This window comes from Bartonella tribocorum (genome assembly GCF_002778015.1).
GTDB classification, from domain to species: Bacteria; Pseudomonadota; Alphaproteobacteria; order Rhizobiales; family Rhizobiaceae; genus Bartonella; species Bartonella tribocorum_B.
The window spans coordinates 1-21,667 of the sequence record NZ_NJPP01000032.1; the positions used below are offsets into that span (position 1 = coordinate 1).

The following is a 21,667-nucleotide window of genomic DNA, read 5'->3' on the forward strand; positions in this document are numbered from 1 at the left end:
TATAAATATAATACACAATTAAATACATAAATTATATAAATAAATTTTTTAAAAATCAATATGTATTATTAATAAATATATAAATTATAACAAAAATGTAGATAGATTCTATAATTATAGTATCGATTCTAATCTTAATAAATAATTATATTATATGGGTATGGTATTGTCTTTCATAGAATGCATTTTAAAACAATGAAAATACAGTGTAGTATCTTTTAAATAAAACGCATTCACTAGAAAGAAAGACAACGTGATTTAGTGTTCTTATTGGACATTTTTTCTTGTTATATCAATAAGTTATAATGTTTTTGAACTAGCGGGTATATTAGGAAGAAGTTTAATATTTTCTATACAGTATATTATTACTAATACTATTTGTGCGATCTCGATTGATTCCATAACCTGTCAAAAGCTTCAGTTTGTTTCTATTACAGATGGGGCATTTGGCATTTTTCATGATAAAAACAGGTATAGAATCTTTTGTGCCATAAGCAATCTAGAAATTGTATCTCCAAGCTTCCATTGATACTATTCTCTTTACAGATCTGTGGGATTTGCATAATTCTAACACAGATATATTATCTAAAGGTTGAATTATTGGCACACTTGTAACTGTTAGTACAATTTCTGTTTTTTGAGCCCTGCAGTAACATCAAGACCAATCTGAACAGCTTCATCAGTAGCAAGTAAGAGAATATCTTTTTTATAATAGAAGCTTTATAAATATCGATTTTTAAAGCATTATTATGAATATTTTGAACAGAACACTTTTTTAAGCCTATATAAATGGGCTCAGGATTATTGAAAGTAGAAAGAATTGGAATTTCCGTTTTATCGAATTATAACGCGTAAGTAATTGGATAATATTTATTTTATCGCTGAACAAAAAAGAAAAGTTTTTCTCTCTTTTAAATAGAGGGTGAATTATCACCTCGCCAACAGGGATAGTTTGCGAGTAACCTGCTCAATGCAGGACAATTTAATATTACAGTCATTTTATTATTACTTGAGGCCGTGCAAAGATAGCTATGATAGATAAAAAAATATAAAGAATGATTGGATATATTTTACGATAAAAATTATAATTCTGTTAGTCTCATACCAGCTGCTGATATTGCTAACAATAACAAAAATAATCATCAAAATTATTGAGGATTTTTCTTATAGCGCGGACACAAATCCTTTTGTCGACATGGGGGTATTTTCTTTAGAAAGAAATTCATTTTATTCGCTGGAACCAGCAAAAATCTTTCAAGTGATGTCGTAAAATTGGGGGAGAGTGCTACAACACCACTATCATCCCTTTTGTGAAAATTTTTAGCATTTCAGATGGGGAACCGTGAGATGTTTCAACGCTTAATCAAGTAAGATCCAGAAATTCTCATGGATTTAGAACCGATCTCAAGGTATTTTTATAGCGATTATTAGCGGGAAGGTCGCCAATCGTACGATGAGAATTGAAATCCGTTATTGTAGCGCGGTTTAACCCTTTTCAATTTGAAGGCGTTCTAAAACTTATTGATTAACCTTTAGCAGGTATTCGCATTGAAAATTTAAGCTGGTCTGATTTTATGGTGCATTATGAGCTGTTTAAACACTTTGTTATTTTGACCCAACCTTTTATGGTGTTGAAGGTTATTATGGAAAGGATTGATGTAATTGGGAAAGCTATCAGATGATGGTATGAATTTTGTATACATAAAAAGGTATTTTTGTCTTTAAATCAATACGCTAAAAGTTCAAAAAACTTTCAGTTAGCTTCATAAAAGAGATTATACCATCTTATACGGATTGCTCTTTAAAATAAAACAATTGCTGTGCCATATTTTTAACAAAATATAAAAATTTTTCTAGCGAGTTACGAATAAATTTAAAAGATATATATTAAATGTAAAAAACGTTGCAACATGTTAGCAGAAAGAGCTGTAAAAACGAGAATCAAAGTGTATAAAGATGCGTAAAAACATATTGCTGCATAATCTTTTTATAATTCAACAAAATATAAGAATTAAAGAAAAAAATTCTATATCAAAAATTAAAAGAGGTCTAAAGGGCGGCCCCAAAAAGATGAATGGGTAATGCGTGAAAGGGCCGACGAGGAGGTGATTAGCTAAGGGGGCTTTATAGATTCATGAGCTGCATTCGGAAAAGTATCTTCTCAAGGTCAATAGTGTGATGGAGCAGGAGCGCGTGATTGAATATTCGAAAAGACATACGTATTCCTAGTTGTTCCATTATACACATCATAGTAAGCACCGTGAAATGAGAATAGATTTTTGTCACAAGGCTTTTTTTAAAAGAAGTGCTAGGACTTATAGTGATATTCTCAAAGAAGAAAATGATCTGATTGTCTTTCGAGAACAAACTATCTTAAAGAAACAAAGCAATATTTTTTAAGAAATTGCGCAGGTCACTTTAAAAAACAAGAAAATTGAGTTAAAGAATAAAGATAAAAATGAGTGTTGGTTTTCTCAATTGAAGTTGTATGTATTTCCCACATAGGGAGCATATCTATAGAAAAATCAACAGAAAATACTACCTACAGTGTTTTTACACCACTTTAGAACAAATAAAGAAGATAAAGCGCGAAAGTATTTACTTTATCTTCAATAGAATTACAGTAAAAAATCTGAAACAACGCCATTTAAAATCGCATAAAAAGCCAATATTTCAGCACCATTCCGTGAACTGATTTTCTTAAGCATGGGCAATTTTCTAGATATGTTTTTTGTCTAAAGACAGCCCGCTTTTATATCACCAGATCTTTGAACGGCATGACAATCCATAAGATCCTTTCTTATATTGTTTAATAGGATAATAAAAATATTCCTAGGATACATTGATGCACTCAATCATTTTACGCAAATATAACTACTTAAATTTGGGGGATGTAACTTGAGCATCTTTATCACTCTAAAAAACAAATAAACTATCAAAGCGTTTTAATCCTTTAAGTGCTTCTACATCTAACTTGAAGATACTCACTTCTTTTAAATCTTTTCATTGATTAAAGTTTCTAAAGAATTGTATTTTTATCATTTCACTTTTCGTGTATTTTTCCACCCACATAGACGCTCACCTTGCTCATTATGTTTTAAAATATCCCTTGCCAAATTTGGACTAATGACATTGATGTCTTGTCGATTTAAATAAATAGGCAGCCATCCAATACAAGAAGTTCGTTCACTCGTCGCGCAACCAGTTAGAAAGCTTATTGCGCACATCAGCATCACTTTTTTTGTTAATTTCATTTTCTACCTCAAGCCGTGTTTCTGCTACCTTAAAATCTTCCCTCATTTGTTTTTGCTTCTCAACTTTTTTCCCAAGGAAAAAGGCTTTCATTAAAGCTACAAAAAAAGCGACTATGATTGCTGACGTCATCGTCAGATACTTTTTTACCCATAAGATCATAGGCGGTGTTCCTGAAAACGTTTAGCGATATATACCATTGCTGTACAAGCAGATAAAACCATAATGACTGCTAAAGCCCATTGGACAGGACCATTTCCTGCAAAAAGTCCCCCAAGCCCTGAAAAAGAGCCTATGATCGGTGCAAGAGCTTCTAGTTTGTAAATACCTGTTACACCTTCCGATTCTACCACATGATAATTAGGAGCAACATGAGATCCTTTTGCCCACAATCCTGCTTCGGCTGCTCGACGATTGACAAGACCTTTGACACGTTTTCCTCCTACTCTTGTCCATTTTTGCAATTCGGCTGGTATTGCCTCATATTCACCCTTATTGAGCTTTTTTAAAAGTGTAGAGTTGCAAAAAGCTGTTATTCCTACATTATAGGAAAATGATACTAACGCTGCAAATTGTTCATCACTTAAAGGAACGGTAACAGCTTTTTGAACAGCGGATTCAAACTCTCTCAAGTTCTGAAAAAGGATTTTTTCAGCTTCTTTTTCCGTAATTTGCATGTCTTTATGGACACTTGGAGCGCCAGCCGCACTTGTATGTCCATAACCAATTGTCCATACACCACCAGAATCCTCATAGGCTGTTAAACGCAAGCCCTCTACTTGCTTAATGAGCGCAAGCCCTTCTTTTGATATTTTCCGCATTATTCCTATCCTATAATAAACCTACACAAAGCAGGATATGAATTTTAAAATTACATCTATTCATTTTTAAATAACGAAACAGTAAAAATGCTTAATTGAAGTAAAACCATTATAGTGAAAATTATTAAAGCCAATATCATTTTTATTGGAATAAATATTGTGGTCATTAATATCCATTTTGAAGTAAAACGCTTTCTCTTGAATCTAAATAAAATAACTCTTAATAAACCAATTTATAATCAGATACTCCAGCTATGAATAAAATTGATATAGACTGATTGAGAAAAAACTTGCTTAAAAAATCCCAATAACTTTTACCGAAAAAGCTCTTTTCAACAAAAATCAAAAAATATAACAATTAATGAAATAATAGTAAATAATTTCAGAATCCATAATCTATACCATATAAATTCTTATAAAAACAAAAAGATATATTACAATTAAACACCACCTCTATAAGCTGTCTAAGAATCAACACACTTAACACATAATGTGTTATACATATTTAACCAAAAAAGCTATAGTTAATTTAATTATTCTTTATTTTTTCCTCTAAGTTCTTAATTTTCTCAACAACATACCTTCATGAAGGATTTGAAATAAACTGTTACATAAATTTATTTATATAAAAACATAACAGATAGTTATTCTTCTTTTATAATCTGTTTCCAATTAAAACTCTATATTAGAGGAGTGTATTCAATATATAACGCAATGATATTTTATAGTTTTTTAAAGGATATTCTACGATAATAAACCTGAACGATAGTCTTGGTTATATATTTTTTCATATGAATAACGCCTTCGTCTTATTCATATGAAGCGTTTTGTGGAACGTTCTTGTCGATGGTAGCATCTTTGTCTGGAGTTGTATTGGCTATGTTTTCAGTAAAATCTTAAACAAATCAATCGAGTTTTTGAAATCTTTTTAGGTGCAATCACATGAAGGATACAAAAGTTTCTGATAAAAGCAGCTTGAAGTTAGAGAGGGAATTTTCTCCTCTCAGATCTTTACTCATTTATGTAATATAAAAATGAAATGCTCTTTGATGACGGCGATAGATATGTACAACCCGTGAATGTGCACAGCTTTTCAGTATATCCACAATAACGATTCGCAATTGGGTGCTTCAAGGGGAGTTTCCAAAGCCATACAAGCTAGGAAGAGCAGTAAGATGGGGAATATAATTTGACAGTAGATTTTGCAATAAGTGGAAAGAGATAGGATTAGTTAGGAATACGTGATAATTTATCGTTTTTGTATATAATTCAAATACGCGTTTTGTCAAAATCGATTTTGACACCTAAAGTTGGGAAAAAACGCAAAAAATGGTAAAAAGTGCGTTTTCATGAAAAAAGGCTTTGAAAGGTCTTTGAAAATCCTTTGAAGATTTTAAAAAATTTGTGAGAGCCAAGAAAACGGCCTTTGAAGATCATTTGAGACCTCCTTAAAAACCCTTCAAAAAATAAATTGAGGTAAAACCTGATGACAAGCTACAGAGAAAAAAGAGATTCTAGCCTTTACTCCAAAGAAAAATACCGAGCCAATAACAACAAATGAGGTGAAATTGTATAAAACAGAAGAGGTGGACTAAAAGGTAGTCTGTAAATTGCTATTTAAGTAAAAAATCTATGTATTTCAATATATTAAACACAAAAAGTGGTGCCGCATGCCGGATTCGAACCAGCGACCCCATCATTACGAATGATGTGCTCTACCAACTGAGCTAATGCGGCATAGGTTTGCAAGTCAATGAGACAAAACTAATTTGAGGGTAATAGCTAAAAGTACGTATAAAAGCAAGTATGCATTTTTTTCAATAATTTATAAGATGTGATAATCATTTTAAGGAGGGGGAAAACTATGTAAAGGTCATGGGGAGCGCAGTATTTTCTGATCTTAATGCGATAAAAAGCGCTTTCCAATTTATGATAGTGTTCAAATTAAGAAGCTGGAAACTTCAATCTTCCGGATAGAAAATGGTGTTAAGATATTTTAGTAAAGATAAAAATATTTTCTAATTCTAAGAAAGGGAAGGAATTTGTTGAATAAGTGCTTGGGAAATTGAACTTTATATAATGTAAAAATAAGCTAAGTAATATTCGTTGAAGTTTTTTGCTAATTTTATAGGAGGAGAAATGGGGAGGGTTAATAGAATTAATCATGTGTTTTTTACTTAAAATGGATTTGAAATCATGTCGGATGAAAATCACAGATGAAACTAGAAATGAAGCTAGCTTAATTCAACGTGAGTTAAAACCTTAAATACCGTAAGCTTCTCTTATGTCAAATCTCTCTCATGTTGAATAAGTCAAAACCATGTTTTTTGCACGTTACAAGCGAGATGAGTCCGTGTGATTAAAAAACTATTAAGAAAGGGCTAAAAATGCCTCTTATGAATCATCTCAAGTACCAAGGACTGTGGGAACATTTTAGAGATGGCAAAGTATGTAATAGTGTTGGCTTGTTACACTTGACCAGCGTAAAGATGGAGGTATTGGATAAATTGACCATTATATCATTTATGGTCAATATCACGAAATGGGCCTGGTCATATTGAGAGATGTTTCTTTAAAACAAGTTTATGAGTTAGCAACCCAATGGTGTTTTATTTTATGTGAGAGGCGCGCGCCTATGACAATATTTTTTTAAATTATTTCTAATAATAGCCTCTTGTTTTTTAGATGAGATAGGGTTCATATCACAATGAAAGAAAGGTGTGAAAAGTGCTTTATCACGATTATGTATTATTTACAGATTAGTTTTTGTTTAATGTATTTTTTAGCGTGTATAACAGTTTTTATAGGTTTTAAAATTTTCTTATTAATTTTAATAAATTGCAATTTTATGAGGTATATTGATATTGGAAGAAATTTTTTATATGTGATTTCTAATACTAAAACTAAGGGAGCTTTTTAGAGTGTATAACAGCAGCCTTAGAAAAATATAGAGTCTTCAATGGATTTCAATTCTTATGTATAGAGTTTTCTTATCGGCGGGAGTTGAATTTWTTCGCTAATTTCTTTKAATTAATGCAAATGAAATGATGTTTTCGTTATCGATTAGAAATCGTAATTGAGCATATATATTTATTATAATAAAGCATTTTAACCGGTTTTTACGATCAATAACTTTTAGTTGTGTTGATAAGGTGGGGGATTCTAAATTACATCGGTAGTGTATTATCATACAGTGAGTTCTAGAAGTCTTTTTCAAGCTTAAATGTATTATTCATTATATGTATATGATATTTTTTGAAAAGGCCTTTGTTTTTCGTAATTTAAGATACAAAATACTGTTGCTAAAGCACCAAAGATAATCCATGCTGGTAAATAAGTGAGAGTAATACAAATTGAGGATAAAAAATCAGGCATTATTTGGTGTAGAGATTGATTAAGGCTATCGATATCTGTTTGCAGAAGATTTACGAGAATTTTATTAAGGGGGGTTATTATCCAGTGTGATGTAATGACAGAGTGTGCATTATCAATAACCAATGCTATAATTGTTAGTGTAACAAAAATGAAAGCCATTAATTTGCATAAAGGGCGAAGCATATTTCTTCCTGTAATTTCAATCGAACATTTCGCATAATGCATAGAAAGATAAGGAGTTGCATTATGACAAAAAAATGAGTTTATATTCTTTTTTTTTATAATTTCTGTTGAAAAAATATGTCGAAGATATCATCAAAATTTCGTGTAAAAATTAGAATCAATATTAGGGGGAGTTAAGAATAATGCTTAAGGATGCGAATAATGAATTGAAGCGTAGTCTTCAAAACCGCCACATTCAAATGATTGCTTTGGGTGGTGTTATTGGGACAGGACTTTTTTATGGATCAACTGAAGCAATTCAATTGGCGGGTCCCTCAGTTATTCTCGCTTATCTTTTCGGCGGACTTATTATGTATTTCATTATGCGAATGCTTGGTGAAATGTCTGTAGAAGAACCAACATCGGGTGCTTTTAGTTTTTTTGCTTATAAATATTGGGGGAGTTTAGCAGGTTTTATAACAGGTTGGAACTATTGGTTTTTATATATTCTTGTGAGCATGACTGAACTTACAGTGATTGGATTTTATCTTGATCACTGGGTTGTGATTGATCATTGGAAGTCATCCTTCATTGTGCTTTTGTTTGTCACATTAATTAATTTGTTTAATGTGCGTTTTTATGGAGAATTTGAATTTGGTTGTGCTTTAATCAAAGTTGCTGCCGTTATTGGTATGATTATTTTTGGGATTTTTCTCATTTTCTCTGGAATAGGGGAAAATCAAGCGAGTATCCATTATCTTTGGGATCACGGCGGTTTTTTCCCTTATGGAGCTATAGGAGTTATTTTGGCAACTTCTGTCGTAATGTTTTCTTTTGGAGGAACCGAGCTTATTGGTATTGCTGCTGGAGAGGCATCTAATCCACAAAAAACAATTCCGGCGGCTATTCGTCAAGTTATGTGGAGAATTATAATTTTTTATGTTGGTTCTATCAGTGTTATTATGATAATCAGCCCGTGGGATATGATTGGGAAAAATGGCAGTCCTTTTGTTACAATTTTTGAAAATGTAGGAATTCCCGCTGCGGGTCATATTTTGAATTTTGTGGTTATTATGGCGGCTATTTCTGTTTACAATAGTGGCATTTATTCTAATGGTCGTATGCTTTATAGTTTAGCTATACAAAAAAATGCACCACATATTTTCAGTAAGCTGAGTACTGCTCGTGTTCCTTATGTTGCCCTCCTTTTTTCATCGCTCTGTACGGCAACAATCCTTGTTATTAATGCTTTAGTTCCTAATAATAGTTTTATGCGAATTATGGCTCTTGCAACTGCAGCGGCGCTTATTACTTGGGCTATTATTGTGATTGTTCATTTGAAATTTCGAAAGGCCCATAAGGACAGAAAAGGCAACTTTATTTATGCGTTTGGTTTATATCCTTACGCTAACTATCTTTGCTTATGCTTTCTTATTTTATTATTTGGTATAATGTTTATAAGTGGTTTTGGGAAAAATGGATTCATGGCTCAACTTTTTGAAATGATAGGAATAAGGGTACCCTTTATTGAAACATATATCCCTGTACAAATGCCGGATATGAGTTTGGCAGTTATTATTATTCCTCTATGGTGCTTATTTTTACTTTTAGGCTATAAGCTTAAGCGGTAACAATAGAAGGGGTAAGAAAAGGGTTTGATTGGAATAAATTTTGGGAATAAAATTTGATAAGGTAACACAAGTATTTGGTGAGTTGTGTGTTTTAAAGAGTATTACTGTACAACTTACCGAAAGACGGATTGCTGTTATTGGTGCAAATGGTTCTGGAAAAAGTACATTTGCTCGTCTGATCAATGGGCTCCAATTACCATCTCACGGTTTTGTAAGTGTTGATGGGCTTGATACAAAACGTGATGCAAAGGCGGTAAAGCGTAAAGTAGGATTTGTTTTTCAAAATCCTGACAACCAAATTGTTTTACCATTAGTAGAAGAAGACTTATCCTTTGGCCTTAAAAATTTGAAGCTTAGTAAGGATGAAATTAAGGAGCGTGTAGATGAAATTTTACAGCGCTATGAACTTCAAGATTTCAGAAATCACGCTGTTCATTTATTAAGTGGCGGGCAAAAACAACTCGTTGCGATTTCCAGTGTGGTTGCCATGAAACCAGATTACATTATTTTTGATGAACCGACGACATTACTTGATTTGCGAAATAAGCATCGCGTTACGCAAGTAATAGAAGAATTACCACAAACGGCTATAGTTGTATCGCATGATTTGGATTTTTTGAAAAAATTTGATAGAGTGCTGGTTTTTGATAAGGGGAAAATAGCAATTGATGATGTACCTTTTGTTGCTATCAAGGAGTATATAAGAAGGATGTCATGATTGGTTTATATATTCCAAAGGATACATTTATTCATAGGTTAAGTCCTGGAGTTAAGTTATTCTTTCTTACAGTATGTGGAACTTTTATAATAATGGTTTCATCTATACCGCTTCTTGGACTATTTTTATTATTTGTTGCCTTATTCTATAGAGTTGCCAAGGTTTCCTTTAGCACTGTGATAAAGCAGTTTAAATCGATGGGATTTCTTTTAGTTTTTCTATTTGTATTTCAAACTATTTTTAGCAGTTGGCTTACGGGAGTTGAGGTCGTATTACGTCTTATTATCCTCTTTTCTTTATCATCACTTATTTCATTCACAACAAGAGTTTCAGATATGGTGGATGCAATTGAAGCAGGACTTCAGCCCTTTCGTTGTTTTGGTATAAATCCATCAAAAGTGAGTATGGTTATCTCTATGGCGATCAGGTTTATTCCTCTTTTGAGTGAAAAGTTTAATGAAGTCCATGAAGCACAGCAAGCACGGGGACTTAATATGAACATTATCGCTCTTTCAATACCTCTAATTATACGAACCATAAGAATGGCTTCAGAAGTGGCTGAAGCATTGGAAGCGCGTTCTTATGATACTGATACTACTGATACAGCATCTCATAATAATTCAAGTTTTTTATAGTAAAAAAGAATCAAGTGAATACAAAAGATCTAGTCTATATAGCTTTATTTGTTGCTGTTTATGCTGTTTTGAATTTTTTCTCTCCTATTTATCTTCCTTTTTTGCTTGGATACTATGTAGCTCAGTCGATGGGACCGATGCTAGCAGGGTCTTATTCTGAGAAAAAAGGAAGGCTTTGGCATTGTTCCCTTTCCTTGTTTCTCCCGATTGTATTACCACTGTGTCTTGGGGGGGGGGATAAGTGTCTTTTCAGGGATTGCAAGCGGTTATTTGATAGATTTTTCGCATTTTTTATTGGTTTAATGGTAGAATTGTTTTGGCAGCGGTTAAATTTTATAACATTCTTTGTCATAAATATTGTGGGTGGTATAGGAGTTTTCTATGCTTTTAGATTCCATGGACAGCATATATGACTAAAGCTTTTTTACTGAAGGTTTTAATCGCTTCCACAGGTTTTTTGATAGGTAATGGTTTAATAAAAGCGTTGATTGCAACCTTTGCACTCGCGTTTAAAAGATCTGTTCCTTTCATTCATTCACAGAAAAAATAGGTTTTCTTTTGAATATATTATGATAATGCGATTCATCTAAAAATAAAGCATAATAAGAAAAAGACGATTTTATCACATTAATAGCAGCTATAGACGAATATAGACGTCATAACGACGACGATTTCACTTGTACAGCTGTAGATTATGATGTCGATAGACGAGAATATCCCATTAAAGACGAAAAAACTAAAAAGATGTCATTACAGACTGTAGCTTATCTTTATCTAGCGATGGTCGACTTTTATTTATAACTGCTTATACAGCTCTAAGAGACTTTTTTGAAATTGTAAGAAGGTTTGGTACTCCTAGTGAGAATAATGGAATAAAAAATTCTATTAAGGTCACTAAAAAAGATAAAACTTGCTATCTCATTAAAATTTTAGGTACGGGACTTGAGAATTAATACAACCTAATAAACCCTCTGCTGTAACAAGGGGCTTTTAACAAAGTTCAAATATTGGTGAAAACAATATAAATAAAAGACAAGAAAAAATAATTAAAAAATTTAAAAAGAACATCATTTACGATAAAAATTCTTTAAAACCAATTTTAAAGAAAATTTTTTTCAAAACTAGAGATGAAGTTGTAACTGATATGCTTATAAGCTAAAATAAATGTATCATTTTATTATGCTGTTATCATATGATAATTATATATCACCACAAGTCCTTTGAATTTAACTGTAGTCATTTATGATATAATCAAATATTGTAGAATCTAATATGATTCATATGAATGATATTATTAAAATAAATTATTATAATATTTTTCTTTATATCTAATGCATTGGAAGTGTGCTTTTTAAAGCTAATACTTTTGATTAATTATAACAACAATAACTAAAGCTTTGCCATAATGAAGGAATAGTCCAATGAATACAAAAGATTTAGTCTATATAGCTTTATTTGCCGCTATTTATGCAGTTTTGGGAATTTTCCCTCCTGTTTATCTTCCCTTTCTTTTAGGAGTCCCTATTACAGCTCAGTCTATGGCTCCAATGTTAGCAGGGTCTATACTTGGTGCCAGAAGAGGGGCTTTCGCATCATTTCTTTTCCTTATTCTTGTGGCGATTGGATTGCCTCTATTGTCTGGTGGTCGTGGTGGAATGAGTGTTTTTGCAGGAGTTACGAGTGGTTATCTCATCAGTTTTCCTTTTGCCGCGTTTTTTATTGGCTTATTGGTTGAGTTATTTTGGAAGCGCTTAAATTTTATACTCTTATTCTTGATAAATACTGTGGGTGGTATAGGCGTTGTTTATGCTTTTGGTATTCCATGGACAGCGTATATGACACAAGTGCCTTTGCTAACAGTTTTAATAAGTTCATTAGTTTTTTTAATTGGTGGTTTTTTTAAAGTGCTGATTGCAACCTCTATAGCGCTTACCATTAAAAAAACCGTCCCCCTCATTCATTCCAAGAAAGGGTAGCTCGATTCTTGCATAAAGTTTTATCTTACATTTCATAAGAAAACTGGAACACAAATAGTAACAAAATAAATTATTTTTCATTAAAAGATAATATGGACACAAAAAAAGAATCATGTTAAATCCATTATGGATATTTGTATTAATTAAGGTGGATTATGAAAGCTATGAAGTATTTCTTTTCTATATGTGCTCTATTATTAATTTTTTTAAATGTTGCAAAAGCATCTGAACATACAGTTTTTCAAAGGGAAACATCTTTGGGTTCTCTTCCTACTGTTTTTTCATCGGATTTGTTTCTTAGTAAAAAGAGTAATTTTTTATTAAATAAAGTCATTATACCGGCGCATCCTGGTGATACTGGATTATTTTATAAAACGGTGTCATTTTTATTTGAAGGAATAAAACGTATATATCAAAGCTTAATAAATAGCTATTATCGTAAATAGCTATTATCATGTGCATCCTGGTTATATTGTATCAGGTGCATCCTGGTTGTACTGAATTATTTCATAAAAAAGGTGGCATCTTTATTTGAAGAAATAAAACGTATACATCAAAGATTAATAGATAGATATCATGGTATAGGGAGATGTGGGGTAGGTTTAAGTAGTTAATCTCTTGACTATTTCCTTTTAATCAGGTTTTCCGACTTTCAAAATACCCACATCAATATTTCTTTGGTAATGAAGATTGCGTTTTTATGTCTCACATTTTTTAATGAGGTAATGTCTTTACACTTATAAAGAGAATAGCTTAAATACAATATAAAAAAGAATTGTATTAAATCCACGATGAGTATTTTTAATTAAGGTGAATTATGAAAGCTATGAAGTATTTTTTTTCTATATGTGCTCTATTATTAATTTTTTTAAATGTTGCAAAAGCATCTGAACATACAGTTTTTCAAAGGGAAGCATCTTTGGGTTCTCTTCCTACTGTTTTTTCATCGGATTTGTTTCTTAGTAAAAAGAGTGATTCTTTATTAAATAAAGTCATTTCAACGAATGATCGTGAGAGTACTAAACATTGGGATAATTATTGGGAGAATAGGGAGGGATTTTTGCCAAGAATATACCGTTTGTATAGTGACTTCTGGAAATCTTTATTTGGTTCACTTCTTTCCGTATTCGTATGGTAGATTATTTATTGTTTGGAGAATAAAATACAACAATAAATGACAAGATATGTACATTAATACTTTAAGTATTTTATATATTATAGCAATATTTTATACTATTTAATCGTTCAAAGCTAAATAGGTTTTTATAATGAGCTTAAAAAAATACTAATATTTTTCTAAAATAATGAGACTGATTAGTTATCTACAAGATTATTTTTGGAGATTGCACCAATTGATTTTTTAATTTTTACTTCGTTGCAAGAATAGTGTAACTTCTATTTTTGAAAGAAGGGTTGTAAGTCTTTTAGTATTTTAAAGATGGATGAGTATCGATTTCATAAAGTTTTTAGAGAAGATGATGTGGGGTATGTGCAAAGTAATCAATCGCTTGACTATTTCCTTTTAATCAGGCTTTCCAACTTTCAAACGTCTCCACACCAATATCTTTTTAATAATAGAGACTAGGCTTTTATGTCTCACGTTTTTTAATAGGGGAATGTCTTTCACTTACAAAGAGAACAGCTCAAACGTGATATATTTGTTTTGAGCAATTTATGAGTTTGTTTTAAAAGGGCATTTCTTAAGGCTCATTACACTAATTTCGTGACGATACTCGTGAATGGTATAATGATAAAGCTTCCGCGAATAACACATTAGGACACCAGCATCTTTACGGTTATGAAAAGTCGATATCATCATACATTTTTTCCAGTTCCAATGTTTTTATAGCTCAGGGTCATGATATAGTTCATAAAACGTTTTTTATCCATATGCTAGCAACCCTTTTGATGTCAAATAAATGATTTTAATTGATTGCATGTAAACGAATTTTAAATGAAAGATCTACGATATTCAGGTTTTTATTCAACCTATAAAACAATAAATTAGCATATTGTATATTTATAATGATTTAATGTAAATTTAAAAAACTTTTGTAAAAACACATTATAACTTCCTTTAATGCTTTTAATATGTTTTATTGAAGGTTTTCATCTTTCTCAGTAAAGAGTAATTATCCCGTGGGTAACTTTGATACAGGTAATATAATCAATATGGCGCATATATCATCAAAAACTTTCAGGGCAAAAATTAATATTGAAGTATAATAATTATAATGGAATGATAGAAATTTTTTAAGGATTCATCTTATTAGAAACGAAAGAATTGTAAGCGCAAAAATCAAAAAACACTTCAAAAAAATTCTGATTCACAATAATTAAGAGGCATGTTGGGAATACCTATTCCCTCACTTTTATTTGGAAGTTCCTCATGTTTAAAAGCGCGAATAAAAATAAATGATCCTTAAAAAAAGTGGTGCCCAGACGCGGCAGACAGGGCTTTAGCAACAAGAATCAAGTTATGTAAATATGTGCAAGAGCTATTGATGTCTATAATTTTTTATGTTCCAATAAAAAAATTAAGAATTAAAGAAAAAATCTCAAATCCAAAAATTAAGGTGGACTAAAAGGTGGACCCAAAAAGGTGGACGAGCAATGTGTGAAAAGGTGGACGAGAAGGGAAATTAAGTGAGGGGGATTCATAGGTTATCAGCATTACTTGTCAAGTCTGCTTCTCAAGGTAAGTATTGTGACGGGGCAGGATTATGGTTGAATGTTCGAAAAGACAATACGCGCTCTTGGTTCTTTCGTTATACATACCATAACAAACGCCGTGAAATGGGGCTTGGTCCAGTTGCACAACTTTCTCTAAAAGAAGCGCGCGAACTTGCCAAGCATTATAGTGCTATTCTCAGAGAAGGCAATGACCCTATTGTCTTTCGAGAACAAACCGTCTTAAAACAGCAAAGCAACATATTCAGTGAGATTGCAACAGCGGCTTTTGAAAGTAAAAAAGCAGAGTTAAAAAATGAAGGCAAAAATGGGCGCTGGTTTTCTCCGCTGGAATTGCATGTTATTCCACACATAGGCAGCCTCTCTATAGAAAAATTAACGGCTAATATCATTCGCAATGTTCTTGCGCCCCTTTGGCATGAAAAAGCAGATACAGCACGAAAAGCGTTAAACCGTATTAACATTTGTTTGAAATATGCTGCGGCTCTTGGTTTGGACGTTGATCTACAAGCTTGTATGAAAGCACGCGCCCTTTTAGGAAAACCCCGTGCTACATCAACAAATATTCCTGCTATGCCATGGCAAGAGGTTCCGGCATTTTATCAAAGCTTGGATGATAATATCCTTTCAAATTTAGCACTGAAGTTGCTTATTTTGACGGGGGTACGGTCATATCCATTGCGATATTTGCGTCTTGAACAAATAGATAAAAATATATGGACAATACCCAAAGAAAATATGAAGGGTATTGTAGGGAAAGTTTCAGATTCTCGCGTGCCATTAACTCATGAAGCTTTAAAAGTGATTAAAAAATCTCTCCCCTTTGAAAAGAATGGTTTTCTCTTTTCTGGTCTTACCGGTACGTCAATTTCTGATGCAAGCATGGCAAAATATATAACAGTTTGTAGTTTGACTTATCGTCCCCATGGTTTTCGTTCCAGTTTACGGGACTGGATAGCAGAAACAACGTCAACACCTTTTGAGATTGCCGAAACTGTTCTTGCGCATTCAGTTGGGAGTTCAGTGACAAAAGCTTATATGCGGACAGATTTTTTAGAACAACGACATACCCTTATGGAACAGTGGGCTGCATTTATAACAGGAGCGACTTGACAGGCTTATAACAATGTGTCTATTGTCGAATTAGGTGCCTGAAAAACACCTTGAATCGGTAGCGGATAGATTGCCGAAACAATCTTTTCTCCGCACATTAAAGGTTTTGACTCATTGTATGTTACACACATATAATGGCTTTGTCGGGTGTGGTTACGCTATACAATACCTTTTATAGGGAAAGCGTAACGACGGACTATCGACCGTGTTTTTCAGCACCCGGCATCCTTTGTTGGATGTCAATGAAAAACCTCTAATCGATAGGAGTTCGTTATGAACACACTTATAGAAATTAAAGAACAAATCATTGATCAGGAAACTGTTCAAACGGTTAATGCGTGTGAGTTACACGCGTTTTTGGAAATAGGAAAAGATTTTTCTACCTGGATTAAAGACCGCATTCATCAGTATAAATTTGAAGAGGGTAGTGATTTTATAAAAACACAAGATTTGCGGTCCCCAAAATTGGGGAGCGCAAAATCTAGAGCTGTTACAGCAATAGATTATCACCTCACTCTAGATATGGCCAAAGAACTTTCAATGGTTGAACGCAATGAGAAAGGTAGACAGGCTCGTCGTTACTTTATTGAGTGTGAGAAAAAGTTAAAAAGCCAATCTATTGATTATGATAATGATACACGCTTTGATTTGCCAAGTTACTGGGAGGGTATGAGTGCTGGTGAAAAAGCTTTGTATCTTTTAGGTCCTATTCATGTTCGTCTTATTGATGCTTTTAGAGTGGATGAAGAGAACAGAAAATATAAATCCCTCATTAAAGAAGCTAAGCGGGTTTTAGCAAGATCTGTTACGAAAGCTGCTTAAGTTTAAAAGCATGGACATCTCCCCGTTTTAAAAGCGGGGAGGGGATTATTGGATAAATCTCTTGACATCAGCCTTAGATGTAGTACATTGTAGTACAAATAAATAGGAGGTTTAAGCGAATGGGTAAAATTCAAGCACGCATACCTGATGAAGTTCAGGAAGTTGCAAGCGCAGTTATTAAATCCACGGGCTTAACTGTATCAGATGCGGTGCGTATGTTTATGACCCGTATTGCTAGAGATAGAGCATTACCACTTGATCTATTTCAACCCAATCCAGAGACATTGCAGGCTATCGAGGATGCTGAAATGGGACGTGTTGAACGTACGTCATTGGATGGTCTGCGAGCCATGATTCGTGATGATAAAGCCGAAGTATGTAAGTCTGAAAAGTGACTTTGGCTAGCGATGCGGGAAATTGTTTATACTAAATCTTTTCGGCGTGATCTGAAACGTGAAAGTAAAGGGCGATATGCTGATACATTAGAGACAGATTTGCTGCTTGTGATCAAAGCATTAGTAGAAAACAAACCCTTAAAAATGCAGTGGAGAGATCACGCACTAACAGGGCAATGGCGAAACTGTCGTGATTGCCATATTAAACCAGATTTAGTTTTGATCTATCGAAAGCCTGATGATGAGACTTTAGAACTTTTACGGTTTGGTTCACATTCTGAACTGCGTTTATGATAATTTTTCAAGTTTTTGAAAACCACTGTAAACGTGCAAAGATATTATTGATTGCCTTTATGAGACGTGCAAAATTAAAAATCTATTGGCTAAAAATTTTGCACATCTCGAAGTATATTTAGAGTTGGATGTTTGATTTTTGTGTAAAAATATTTGCCAATGCGTCCATAATACGTGAAAAATCAAGTGCTAATAAGAGTATAATCAGTACAATCCATTTCGTATAGCGTGACATCACTTTTATACTTTTGTAGGTCATGATGATTTCTTGAAGGATTTCTTTTTCTCCTTCTGTAAGTTCTATATCGTCTTGTATTCTTTTCCTAGCCATGTTTTCACCCACACACACGTTCGCCCTGCTTGTTATGCTTTAAGATCTCTCTTGCTAAATTGGAACTGATGACGTTGACATCTTGCCTTTCTAAATAAATTGGCAACCAACCAACACAAGAGACATACTTATTTGTCCTGCAACCAATGAGAGAGAGCAGCACGCACATCAGCATCACTTTTCTGATTAATTTCATTTTCCACCTCCAGCCGTGTTGTTGCTGCCTTTAAGGTTTTTTCTGTTTGCTTTTGCTGTTCTGCCTTTTTCCCAAGGGTGAAAGCTTTTGCCAAAGCTATAAAAAAAGCGCCTAGAGCCGCGCCTGTTAATAGCAGATTTCTTTTCATCCATAAGATCATAAACGGTGTTCCTGAAAACGTTTAGCAACAAAGAAAAGACCAACACCTGCAGCTAAAACCATGATAGTGGCGAGCCGCCCATTGCACTGGACCATTGCCTGCTAATAAGCCGCCAAGTCCAGAAAAAGAACCAATGACTGGAGCAAGAGCTTCGGCTTTGAAAAGCCCGGTTGGCGCTTGCGTTTCTACGGTTTGGTAATTCGAGGAAACAAAAGCACCTTTCGCCCATAATCCTGCTTCAGCTGCACGCCGGTGTGCTAGACCTTCAAGACGCTTACCGCCTGCTTTGGTCCATTTCTGTAATTCGGTTGGGATTGCTTCATATTCACCGTTATTGAGTTTTTTTTAATAGGGTCGAATTGCAAAAAGCTGTTGTTCCTACATTATAGCAAAAGGAGACCAAGGCTGCGAATTGTTCATCGGTTAAGGCAACTTGAACGGCTTGTTCAACGGTATTTTCAAATTGTTTTAAATCTTGGCAAAGAAGTTCTTCAGCTTGTTTTTCAGTGATTACCATGCCTTTATGAACAAAAGGTTTTCCAGCATTGTTTGTATGTCCATAACCGATTGTCCATACCCCAATGGCATCTTTATAGGCATTCAAACGCAAGCCTTCCTATTGTTTAATCAGTGCTAGCCCTTCTGGTGATATTTTTCGCATATGCTTCTCCATAAAAAAAGCCCTGCAAAAAGCAGAGCTGGATTAAAAAATTGACCTCTTTCCCATTCGGAAGGTTGGCTTGTTAAAACCTATGTAGCTTTTGCATTGGAACAAAAGAATGTATTTGACATTATCTATTATGTAGCATATAAACTACATAATGTTTATTGTTAAGAAAACACACTATTTTACAGAATGGCTAGATTCTTTAAAAGACAAACAAGTGCAAAAGAAAATTGCTGCACGTATTTTTCGTCTTGAATATGGACTTCTAGGGGATGTGAAATATTTCCGTGGTATTGGTGAACTCAAAATAAATCACGGACCAGGCTATCGTGTTTATTTTGTAAAACGAGGGAAACAAATCATTTTGTTATTAAATGCTGGTGATAAATCCACACAACAAAAAGATATCGAAAAAGCCCTTCAATTAGTAAAGGAAGTGAAACATGGAAATTACTAAATTTGATGTAAATGAATATTTTAATACGCCTGAAGACTTTAAGATCTTATTAGATGATGCTTTAGAAACCCAAAATAGTGGTTATATTGCTCATGTATTAGGTATTATTGCGCGTAAACAAGGAATGACAACTGTTTCCCAAGAGACAGGACTAAATCGCGAGTCTCTTTATCGTTCTTTAAGCGATAAAGGTGACCCGCGCCTTTCTACTTTTCTTAGTGTTTTAAGTGCATTAGATTTGCAAATGAGTTTAACACCTATTCAAAAGAATAGTAAGGAGCAAACAGCTTTAGAAGAAGCCTCTTAATCCCCTCCCCATTTTTGAGAACGAGGAGGGAGTATATATTTACTTAAGCAACTTTTCTAATGGGGTTCTTGGAATTTGGTTCATAAGTTTTCAACAAAGGTTCCATGCTATACGGTAACTCTGAATCGCCAAAATCTGTTAAAACTGTTAAGATTTTAAGTATAGTTGGCATCTCATCTTGAAGTTTTGAAATCAAAGCTTTTTCTATGACAGTCATAGTATCAACCAGAGCAGTACAATCTTTGTCATTCATATTTTCATGTCTAGAAAATTGAGATAATGCTATCCATAAATCACATAAGAAGTTGGTATCTATCTTCATTGTACACCTCCATGGATTTGTTCTCTCAAACATGCCAATCCTCTGGATGTGATTTTTGTTGAAGGGAGTACCTTTTCTGTACCATCTGGTCTTTGAATGGTGATAGCAGGGCAGTCCATAAAGCCTTTCTTGATTTTATCCTGATAAGGTAACAGAGGCGCCCCTGGAGCCCGTCGATACACCCAATCATGTTTACGCAAATAATCGGTTAAATCCTTTGGTCGCACCTCCAACATCTTCGCTGCTTCAATAAGACCAAACAACCCATCAGAACGTTTTAAACCTTCTAAAGCTTCTGCTTTTGGCTTGAGTGTACTCACCTCATTTCTTAAGTCTTCTAATTGATTGATGCTCTCTAAAAGGAGCTGTTTAATCGTAAGAGGATTTTCCAATGCATTGGCAAGATCTACTTGTGGTGTTGTCACTTGCTTTGCACGTTTTTCACATTCTATAAAATATAAACGAGCTTCTCTACCTTTCTTATTGTTCTCCACCATAGAAAGTTCTTTGGCTACACTTAAAGTGAGGTGATATTCTTTAGAGGGACGACCACCTTGGAGGTTTTTCCCAAAATTGGGAAAAACTATATAATCTCTGTTTTCGACAAAATCATATTTGTTAATGCGTTCAGTAATCCAGTCTGCAAACTTTTTACCTACTCCTAAAAATGCCTGTAGATTACGTGCATTTACTGTCTGAATCGCATCGCCATCAATGACTTGTTCTGTAATTTCTATAAGAGTGTTGATGTGAACTCCTAGTTGTTAGATGTTTCTTAATGACACTCTAAAAGAGTGCCGGGTGCTAAGAAACACGGCAACTAGCCCGTCGTTATGCCTTTCCCATAAAGGGTATTGTATAGCGTAACCACACCCGACAATGCCATTATATGCGTGTAACATACAATGAGTCAAAACTTTTAGTTGGCGGAGAAGAGATTGTTCCGGCAATCCATCCGCTAGTTGCTTTAAGGTGTTTCTTAGGCACCTGATTCGACAATAGACATAACGTCACTGCTTTGTCAAGTGATGAAAACTTTTTTCTAAAAATAATCCACTATTATACAGTGTATATATAAATACACATTAAATTCGTTATTTATCAATATGTTATGTGTACAATGTACAGTTGATTTGAAAATTCTGTCGCTAGCGATAGTTCGCGCTAGCCTGCCCCGCAACGAAGCCAACCCGCTGGGAAGTACCTTTTGCATTGATTTTATTTACTTTTTTATGGAAAAAACAAAGCATAAATGATGATCTTTTTTTAAAATTGCAATAAGAATAGGGAATGCTTAAACTCATAAAGATATGTAATATAGAGATAAAACTTGAGAACATGA

21 protein-coding genes, 1 tRNA gene and 3 pseudogenes are annotated in these 21,667 nt (G+C 33.6%); 14 read left to right on the forward strand and 11 right to left on the reverse strand.

Translation table 11 applies throughout. From position 1 onward, the window contains the following. Positions 1 to 3,186: 3,186 nt before the first annotated feature. Together CEV08_RS07425 and CEV08_RS07430 are read right to left on the reverse strand one after the other, a co-directional pair. A complete protein-coding gene (locus CEV08_RS07425) occupies positions 3,187 to 3,414 on the reverse strand; it encodes a hypothetical protein (protein WP_100131030.1) in 228 nt (75 codons plus the stop codon). After that, on the reverse strand, positions 3,411 to 4,073 hold the full coding sequence (locus tag CEV08_RS07430) for a lysozyme (RefSeq protein ID WP_100131031.1): 663 nt from the start codon (positions 4,071 to 4,073) through the stop codon (positions 3,411 to 3,413). Before CEV08_RS07430 ends, CEV08_RS07425 begins: the two co-directional genes overlap by 4 nt. 1,039 nt (positions 4,074 to 5,112) lie before the next feature. On the opposite strand from CEV08_RS07430, the pseudogene CEV08_RS07435 reads away from it, so the two are divergent. Beyond that, positions 5,113 to 5,261: pseudogene (locus CEV08_RS07435) on the forward strand (helix-turn-helix transcriptional regulator). 473 nt (positions 5,262 to 5,734) lie between these two features. Here the strand turns inward: CEV08_RS07435 and CEV08_RS07440 are convergent. Both CEV08_RS07440 and CEV08_RS07445 read right to left on the reverse strand, forming a co-directional pair. Continuing rightward, a tRNA-Thr gene (locus CEV08_RS07440) sits at positions 5,735 to 5,810 on the reverse strand. 1,491 nt (positions 5,811 to 7,301) lie between these two features. Further along, positions 7,302 to 7,631 carry a hypothetical protein gene (locus CEV08_RS07445; protein ID WP_100131047.1) on the reverse strand — a complete coding sequence of 110 codons (330 nt, stop codon included), beginning with the start codon at positions 7,629 to 7,631 and terminating at the stop codon, positions 7,302 to 7,304. Between the two features lie 182 nt (positions 7,632 to 7,813). On the opposite strand from CEV08_RS07445, the gene CEV08_RS07450 reads away from it, so the two are divergent. From CEV08_RS07450 to CEV08_RS07505, 11 genes and pseudogenes are all read left to right on the forward strand, one after another. Continuing rightward, entirely contained in the window at positions 7,814 to 9,241 is a 1,428-nt protein-coding gene (locus CEV08_RS07450; protein WP_100131032.1) for an amino acid permease, read from the forward strand. Positions 9,242 to 9,281: 40 nt separating this feature from the next. Next, positions 9,282 to 9,959, forward strand: a complete 678-nt coding sequence (locus CEV08_RS07455) for an energy-coupling factor ABC transporter ATP-binding protein (protein WP_100131033.1) — start codon at positions 9,282 to 9,284, stop codon at positions 9,957 to 9,959. Next, positions 9,956 to 10,594: an energy-coupling factor transporter transmembrane component T family protein gene (locus tag CEV08_RS07460; protein WP_100131034.1), complete on the forward strand. Its 639-nt coding sequence runs from the start codon at positions 9,956 to 9,958 to the stop codon at positions 10,592 to 10,594. The genes CEV08_RS07455 and CEV08_RS07460 overlap by 4 nt, the downstream gene beginning before the upstream one ends. A gap of 14 nt (positions 10,595 to 10,608) precedes the next feature. Then, a pseudogene (locus tag CEV08_RS09720) lies at positions 10,609 to 11,144 on the forward strand (biotin transporter BioY). Between the two features lie 871 nt (positions 11,145 to 12,015). After that, entirely contained in the window at positions 12,016 to 12,570 is a 555-nt protein-coding gene (locus tag CEV08_RS07470) for a biotin transporter BioY (protein ID WP_100131035.1), read from the forward strand. A 155-nt stretch (positions 12,571 to 12,725) separates the two neighbouring features. Further along, positions 12,726 to 13,016 carry a hypothetical protein gene (locus tag CEV08_RS07475; protein WP_245407070.1) on the forward strand — a complete coding sequence of 97 codons (291 nt, stop codon included), beginning with the start codon at positions 12,726 to 12,728 and terminating at the stop codon, positions 13,014 to 13,016. A 371-nt stretch (positions 13,017 to 13,387) separates the two neighbouring features. Next, entirely contained in the window at positions 13,388 to 13,708 is a 321-nt protein-coding gene (locus CEV08_RS07480; RefSeq protein ID WP_100131036.1) for a hypothetical protein, read from the forward strand. 1,508 nt (positions 13,709 to 15,216) lie between these two features. After that, on the forward strand, positions 15,217 to 16,374 hold the full coding sequence (locus CEV08_RS07485) for a tyrosine-type recombinase/integrase (RefSeq protein WP_100131037.1): 1,158 nt from the start codon (positions 15,217 to 15,219) through the stop codon (positions 16,372 to 16,374). A 273-nt stretch (positions 16,375 to 16,647) separates the two neighbouring features. Continuing rightward, positions 16,648 to 17,196 carry an antA/AntB antirepressor family protein gene (locus CEV08_RS07495; RefSeq protein ID WP_100131038.1) on the forward strand — a complete coding sequence of 183 codons (549 nt, stop codon included), beginning with the start codon at positions 16,648 to 16,650 and terminating at the stop codon, positions 17,194 to 17,196. Positions 17,197 to 17,315: 119 nt separating this feature from the next. Then, positions 17,316 to 17,591: a type II toxin-antitoxin system RelB/DinJ family antitoxin gene (locus CEV08_RS07500; RefSeq protein WP_012230747.1), complete on the forward strand. Its 276-nt coding sequence runs from the start codon at positions 17,316 to 17,318 to the stop codon at positions 17,589 to 17,591. A gap of 12 nt (positions 17,592 to 17,603) precedes the next feature. Continuing rightward, complete coding sequence (locus tag CEV08_RS07505) at positions 17,604 to 17,885, forward strand: type II toxin-antitoxin system YafQ family toxin (RefSeq protein WP_100131039.1); 282 nt, start codon at positions 17,604 to 17,606, stop codon at positions 17,883 to 17,885. Between the two features lie 118 nt (positions 17,886 to 18,003). Here CEV08_RS07505 and CEV08_RS07510 read toward each other — a convergent pair whose 3' ends face one another. The 4 genes and pseudogenes from CEV08_RS07510 to CEV08_RS07525 form a co-directional block, all read right to left on the reverse strand. Further along, entirely contained in the window at positions 18,004 to 18,216 is a 213-nt protein-coding gene (locus tag CEV08_RS07510; RefSeq protein ID WP_100131049.1) for a hypothetical protein, read from the reverse strand. Positions 18,217 to 18,220: 4 nt separating this feature from the next. Beyond that, on the reverse strand, positions 18,221 to 18,412 hold the full coding sequence (locus CEV08_RS10025) for a hypothetical protein (RefSeq protein ID WP_100131040.1): 192 nt from the start codon (positions 18,410 to 18,412) through the stop codon (positions 18,221 to 18,223). Beyond that, the gene (locus CEV08_RS07520) at positions 18,345 to 18,572 is read right to left on the reverse strand and encodes a hypothetical protein (protein ID WP_100131041.1); all 228 of its coding nucleotides are present in this window, start codon (positions 18,570 to 18,572) and stop codon (positions 18,345 to 18,347) included. The genes CEV08_RS10025 and CEV08_RS07520 overlap by 68 nt, the downstream gene beginning before the upstream one ends. Beyond that, positions 18,569 to 19,182: pseudogene (locus tag CEV08_RS07525) on the reverse strand (lysozyme). The gene CEV08_RS07520 and the pseudogene CEV08_RS07525 overlap by 4 nt, the downstream one beginning before the upstream one ends. A gap of 211 nt (positions 19,183 to 19,393) precedes the next feature. On the opposite strand from CEV08_RS07525, the gene CEV08_RS07530 reads away from it, so the two are divergent. Both CEV08_RS07530 and CEV08_RS07535 read left to right on the forward strand, forming a co-directional pair. Then, positions 19,394 to 19,696, forward strand: a complete 303-nt coding sequence (locus tag CEV08_RS07530; protein WP_100131042.1) for a type II toxin-antitoxin system RelE/ParE family toxin — start codon at positions 19,394 to 19,396, stop codon at positions 19,694 to 19,696. Then, entirely contained in the window at positions 19,683 to 20,003 is a 321-nt protein-coding gene (locus CEV08_RS07535) for an addiction module antidote protein (protein ID WP_100131043.1), read from the forward strand. Before CEV08_RS07530 ends, CEV08_RS07535 begins: the two co-directional genes overlap by 14 nt. A gap of 43 nt (positions 20,004 to 20,046) precedes the next feature. On the opposite strand, the gene CEV08_RS07540 is transcribed toward CEV08_RS07535, so the two are convergent. From CEV08_RS07540 to CEV08_RS09725, 3 genes are all read right to left on the reverse strand, one after another. After that, entirely contained in the window at positions 20,047 to 20,325 is a 279-nt protein-coding gene (locus CEV08_RS07540; RefSeq protein ID WP_100131044.1) for a hypothetical protein, read from the reverse strand. Beyond that, positions 20,322 to 21,074 carry an antA/AntB antirepressor family protein gene (locus tag CEV08_RS07545; protein WP_100131045.1) on the reverse strand — a complete coding sequence of 251 codons (753 nt, stop codon included), beginning with the start codon at positions 21,072 to 21,074 and terminating at the stop codon, positions 20,322 to 20,324. Before CEV08_RS07545 ends, CEV08_RS07540 begins: the two co-directional genes overlap by 4 nt. Before the next feature lie 399 nt (positions 21,075 to 21,473). Beyond that, positions 21,474 to 21,667 (reverse strand): hypothetical protein (locus tag CEV08_RS09725; RefSeq protein ID WP_100131046.1); only part of this gene is annotated, 194 nt, incomplete at its 5' end.

Bases quoted from the DNA above. Each gene is read 5' to 3' on its own strand.
- CEV08_RS07425 (WP_100131030.1), bottom strand. From the start codon at position 3,414: ATGATCTTATGGGTAAAAAAGTATCTGACGATGACGTCAGCAATCATA.
- CEV08_RS07430 (WP_100131031.1), bottom strand. From the start codon at position 4,073: ATGCGGAAAATATCAAAAGAAGGGCTTGCGCTCATTAAGCAAGTAGAG.
- CEV08_RS07445 (WP_100131047.1), bottom strand. From the start codon at position 7,631: ATGCTTCGCCCTTTATGCAAATTAATGGCTTTCATTTTTGTTACACTA.
- CEV08_RS07450 (WP_100131032.1), top strand. From the start codon at position 7,814: ATGCTTAAGGATGCGAATAATGAATTGAAGCGTAGTCTTCAAAACCGC.
- CEV08_RS07460 (WP_100131034.1), top strand. From the start codon at position 9,956: ATGATTGGTTTATATATTCCAAAGGATACATTTATTCATAGGTTAAGT.
- CEV08_RS07470 (WP_100131035.1), top strand. From the start codon at position 12,016: ATGAATACAAAAGATTTAGTCTATATAGCTTTATTTGCCGCTATTTAT.
- CEV08_RS07475 (WP_245407070.1), top strand. From the start codon at position 12,726: ATGAAAGCTATGAAGTATTTCTTTTCTATATGTGCTCTATTATTAATT.
- CEV08_RS07480 (WP_100131036.1), top strand. From the start codon at position 13,388: ATGAAAGCTATGAAGTATTTTTTTTCTATATGTGCTCTATTATTAATT.
- CEV08_RS07495 (WP_100131038.1), top strand. From the start codon at position 16,648: ATGAACACACTTATAGAAATTAAAGAACAAATCATTGATCAGGAAACT.
- CEV08_RS07500 (WP_012230747.1), top strand. From the start codon at position 17,316: ATGGGTAAAATTCAAGCACGCATACCTGATGAAGTTCAGGAAGTTGCA.
- CEV08_RS07505 (WP_100131039.1), top strand. From the start codon at position 17,604: ATGCGGGAAATTGTTTATACTAAATCTTTTCGGCGTGATCTGAAACGT.
- CEV08_RS07510 (WP_100131049.1), bottom strand. From the start codon at position 18,216: ATGGCTAGGAAAAGAATACAAGACGATATAGAACTTACAGAAGGAGAA.
- CEV08_RS10025 (WP_100131040.1), bottom strand. From the start codon at position 18,412: ATGAAATTAATCAGAAAAGTGATGCTGATGTGCGTGCTGCTCTCTCTC.
- CEV08_RS07520 (WP_100131041.1), bottom strand. From the start codon at position 18,572: ATGATCTTATGGATGAAAAGAAATCTGCTATTAACAGGCGCGGCTCTA.
- CEV08_RS07530 (WP_100131042.1), top strand. From the start codon at position 19,394: ATGTTTATTGTTAAGAAAACACACTATTTTACAGAATGGCTAGATTCT.
- CEV08_RS07535 (WP_100131043.1), top strand. From the start codon at position 19,683: ATGGAAATTACTAAATTTGATGTAAATGAATATTTTAATACGCCTGAA.
- CEV08_RS07540 (WP_100131044.1), bottom strand. From the start codon at position 20,325: ATGAAGATAGATACCAACTTCTTATGTGATTTATGGATAGCATTATCT.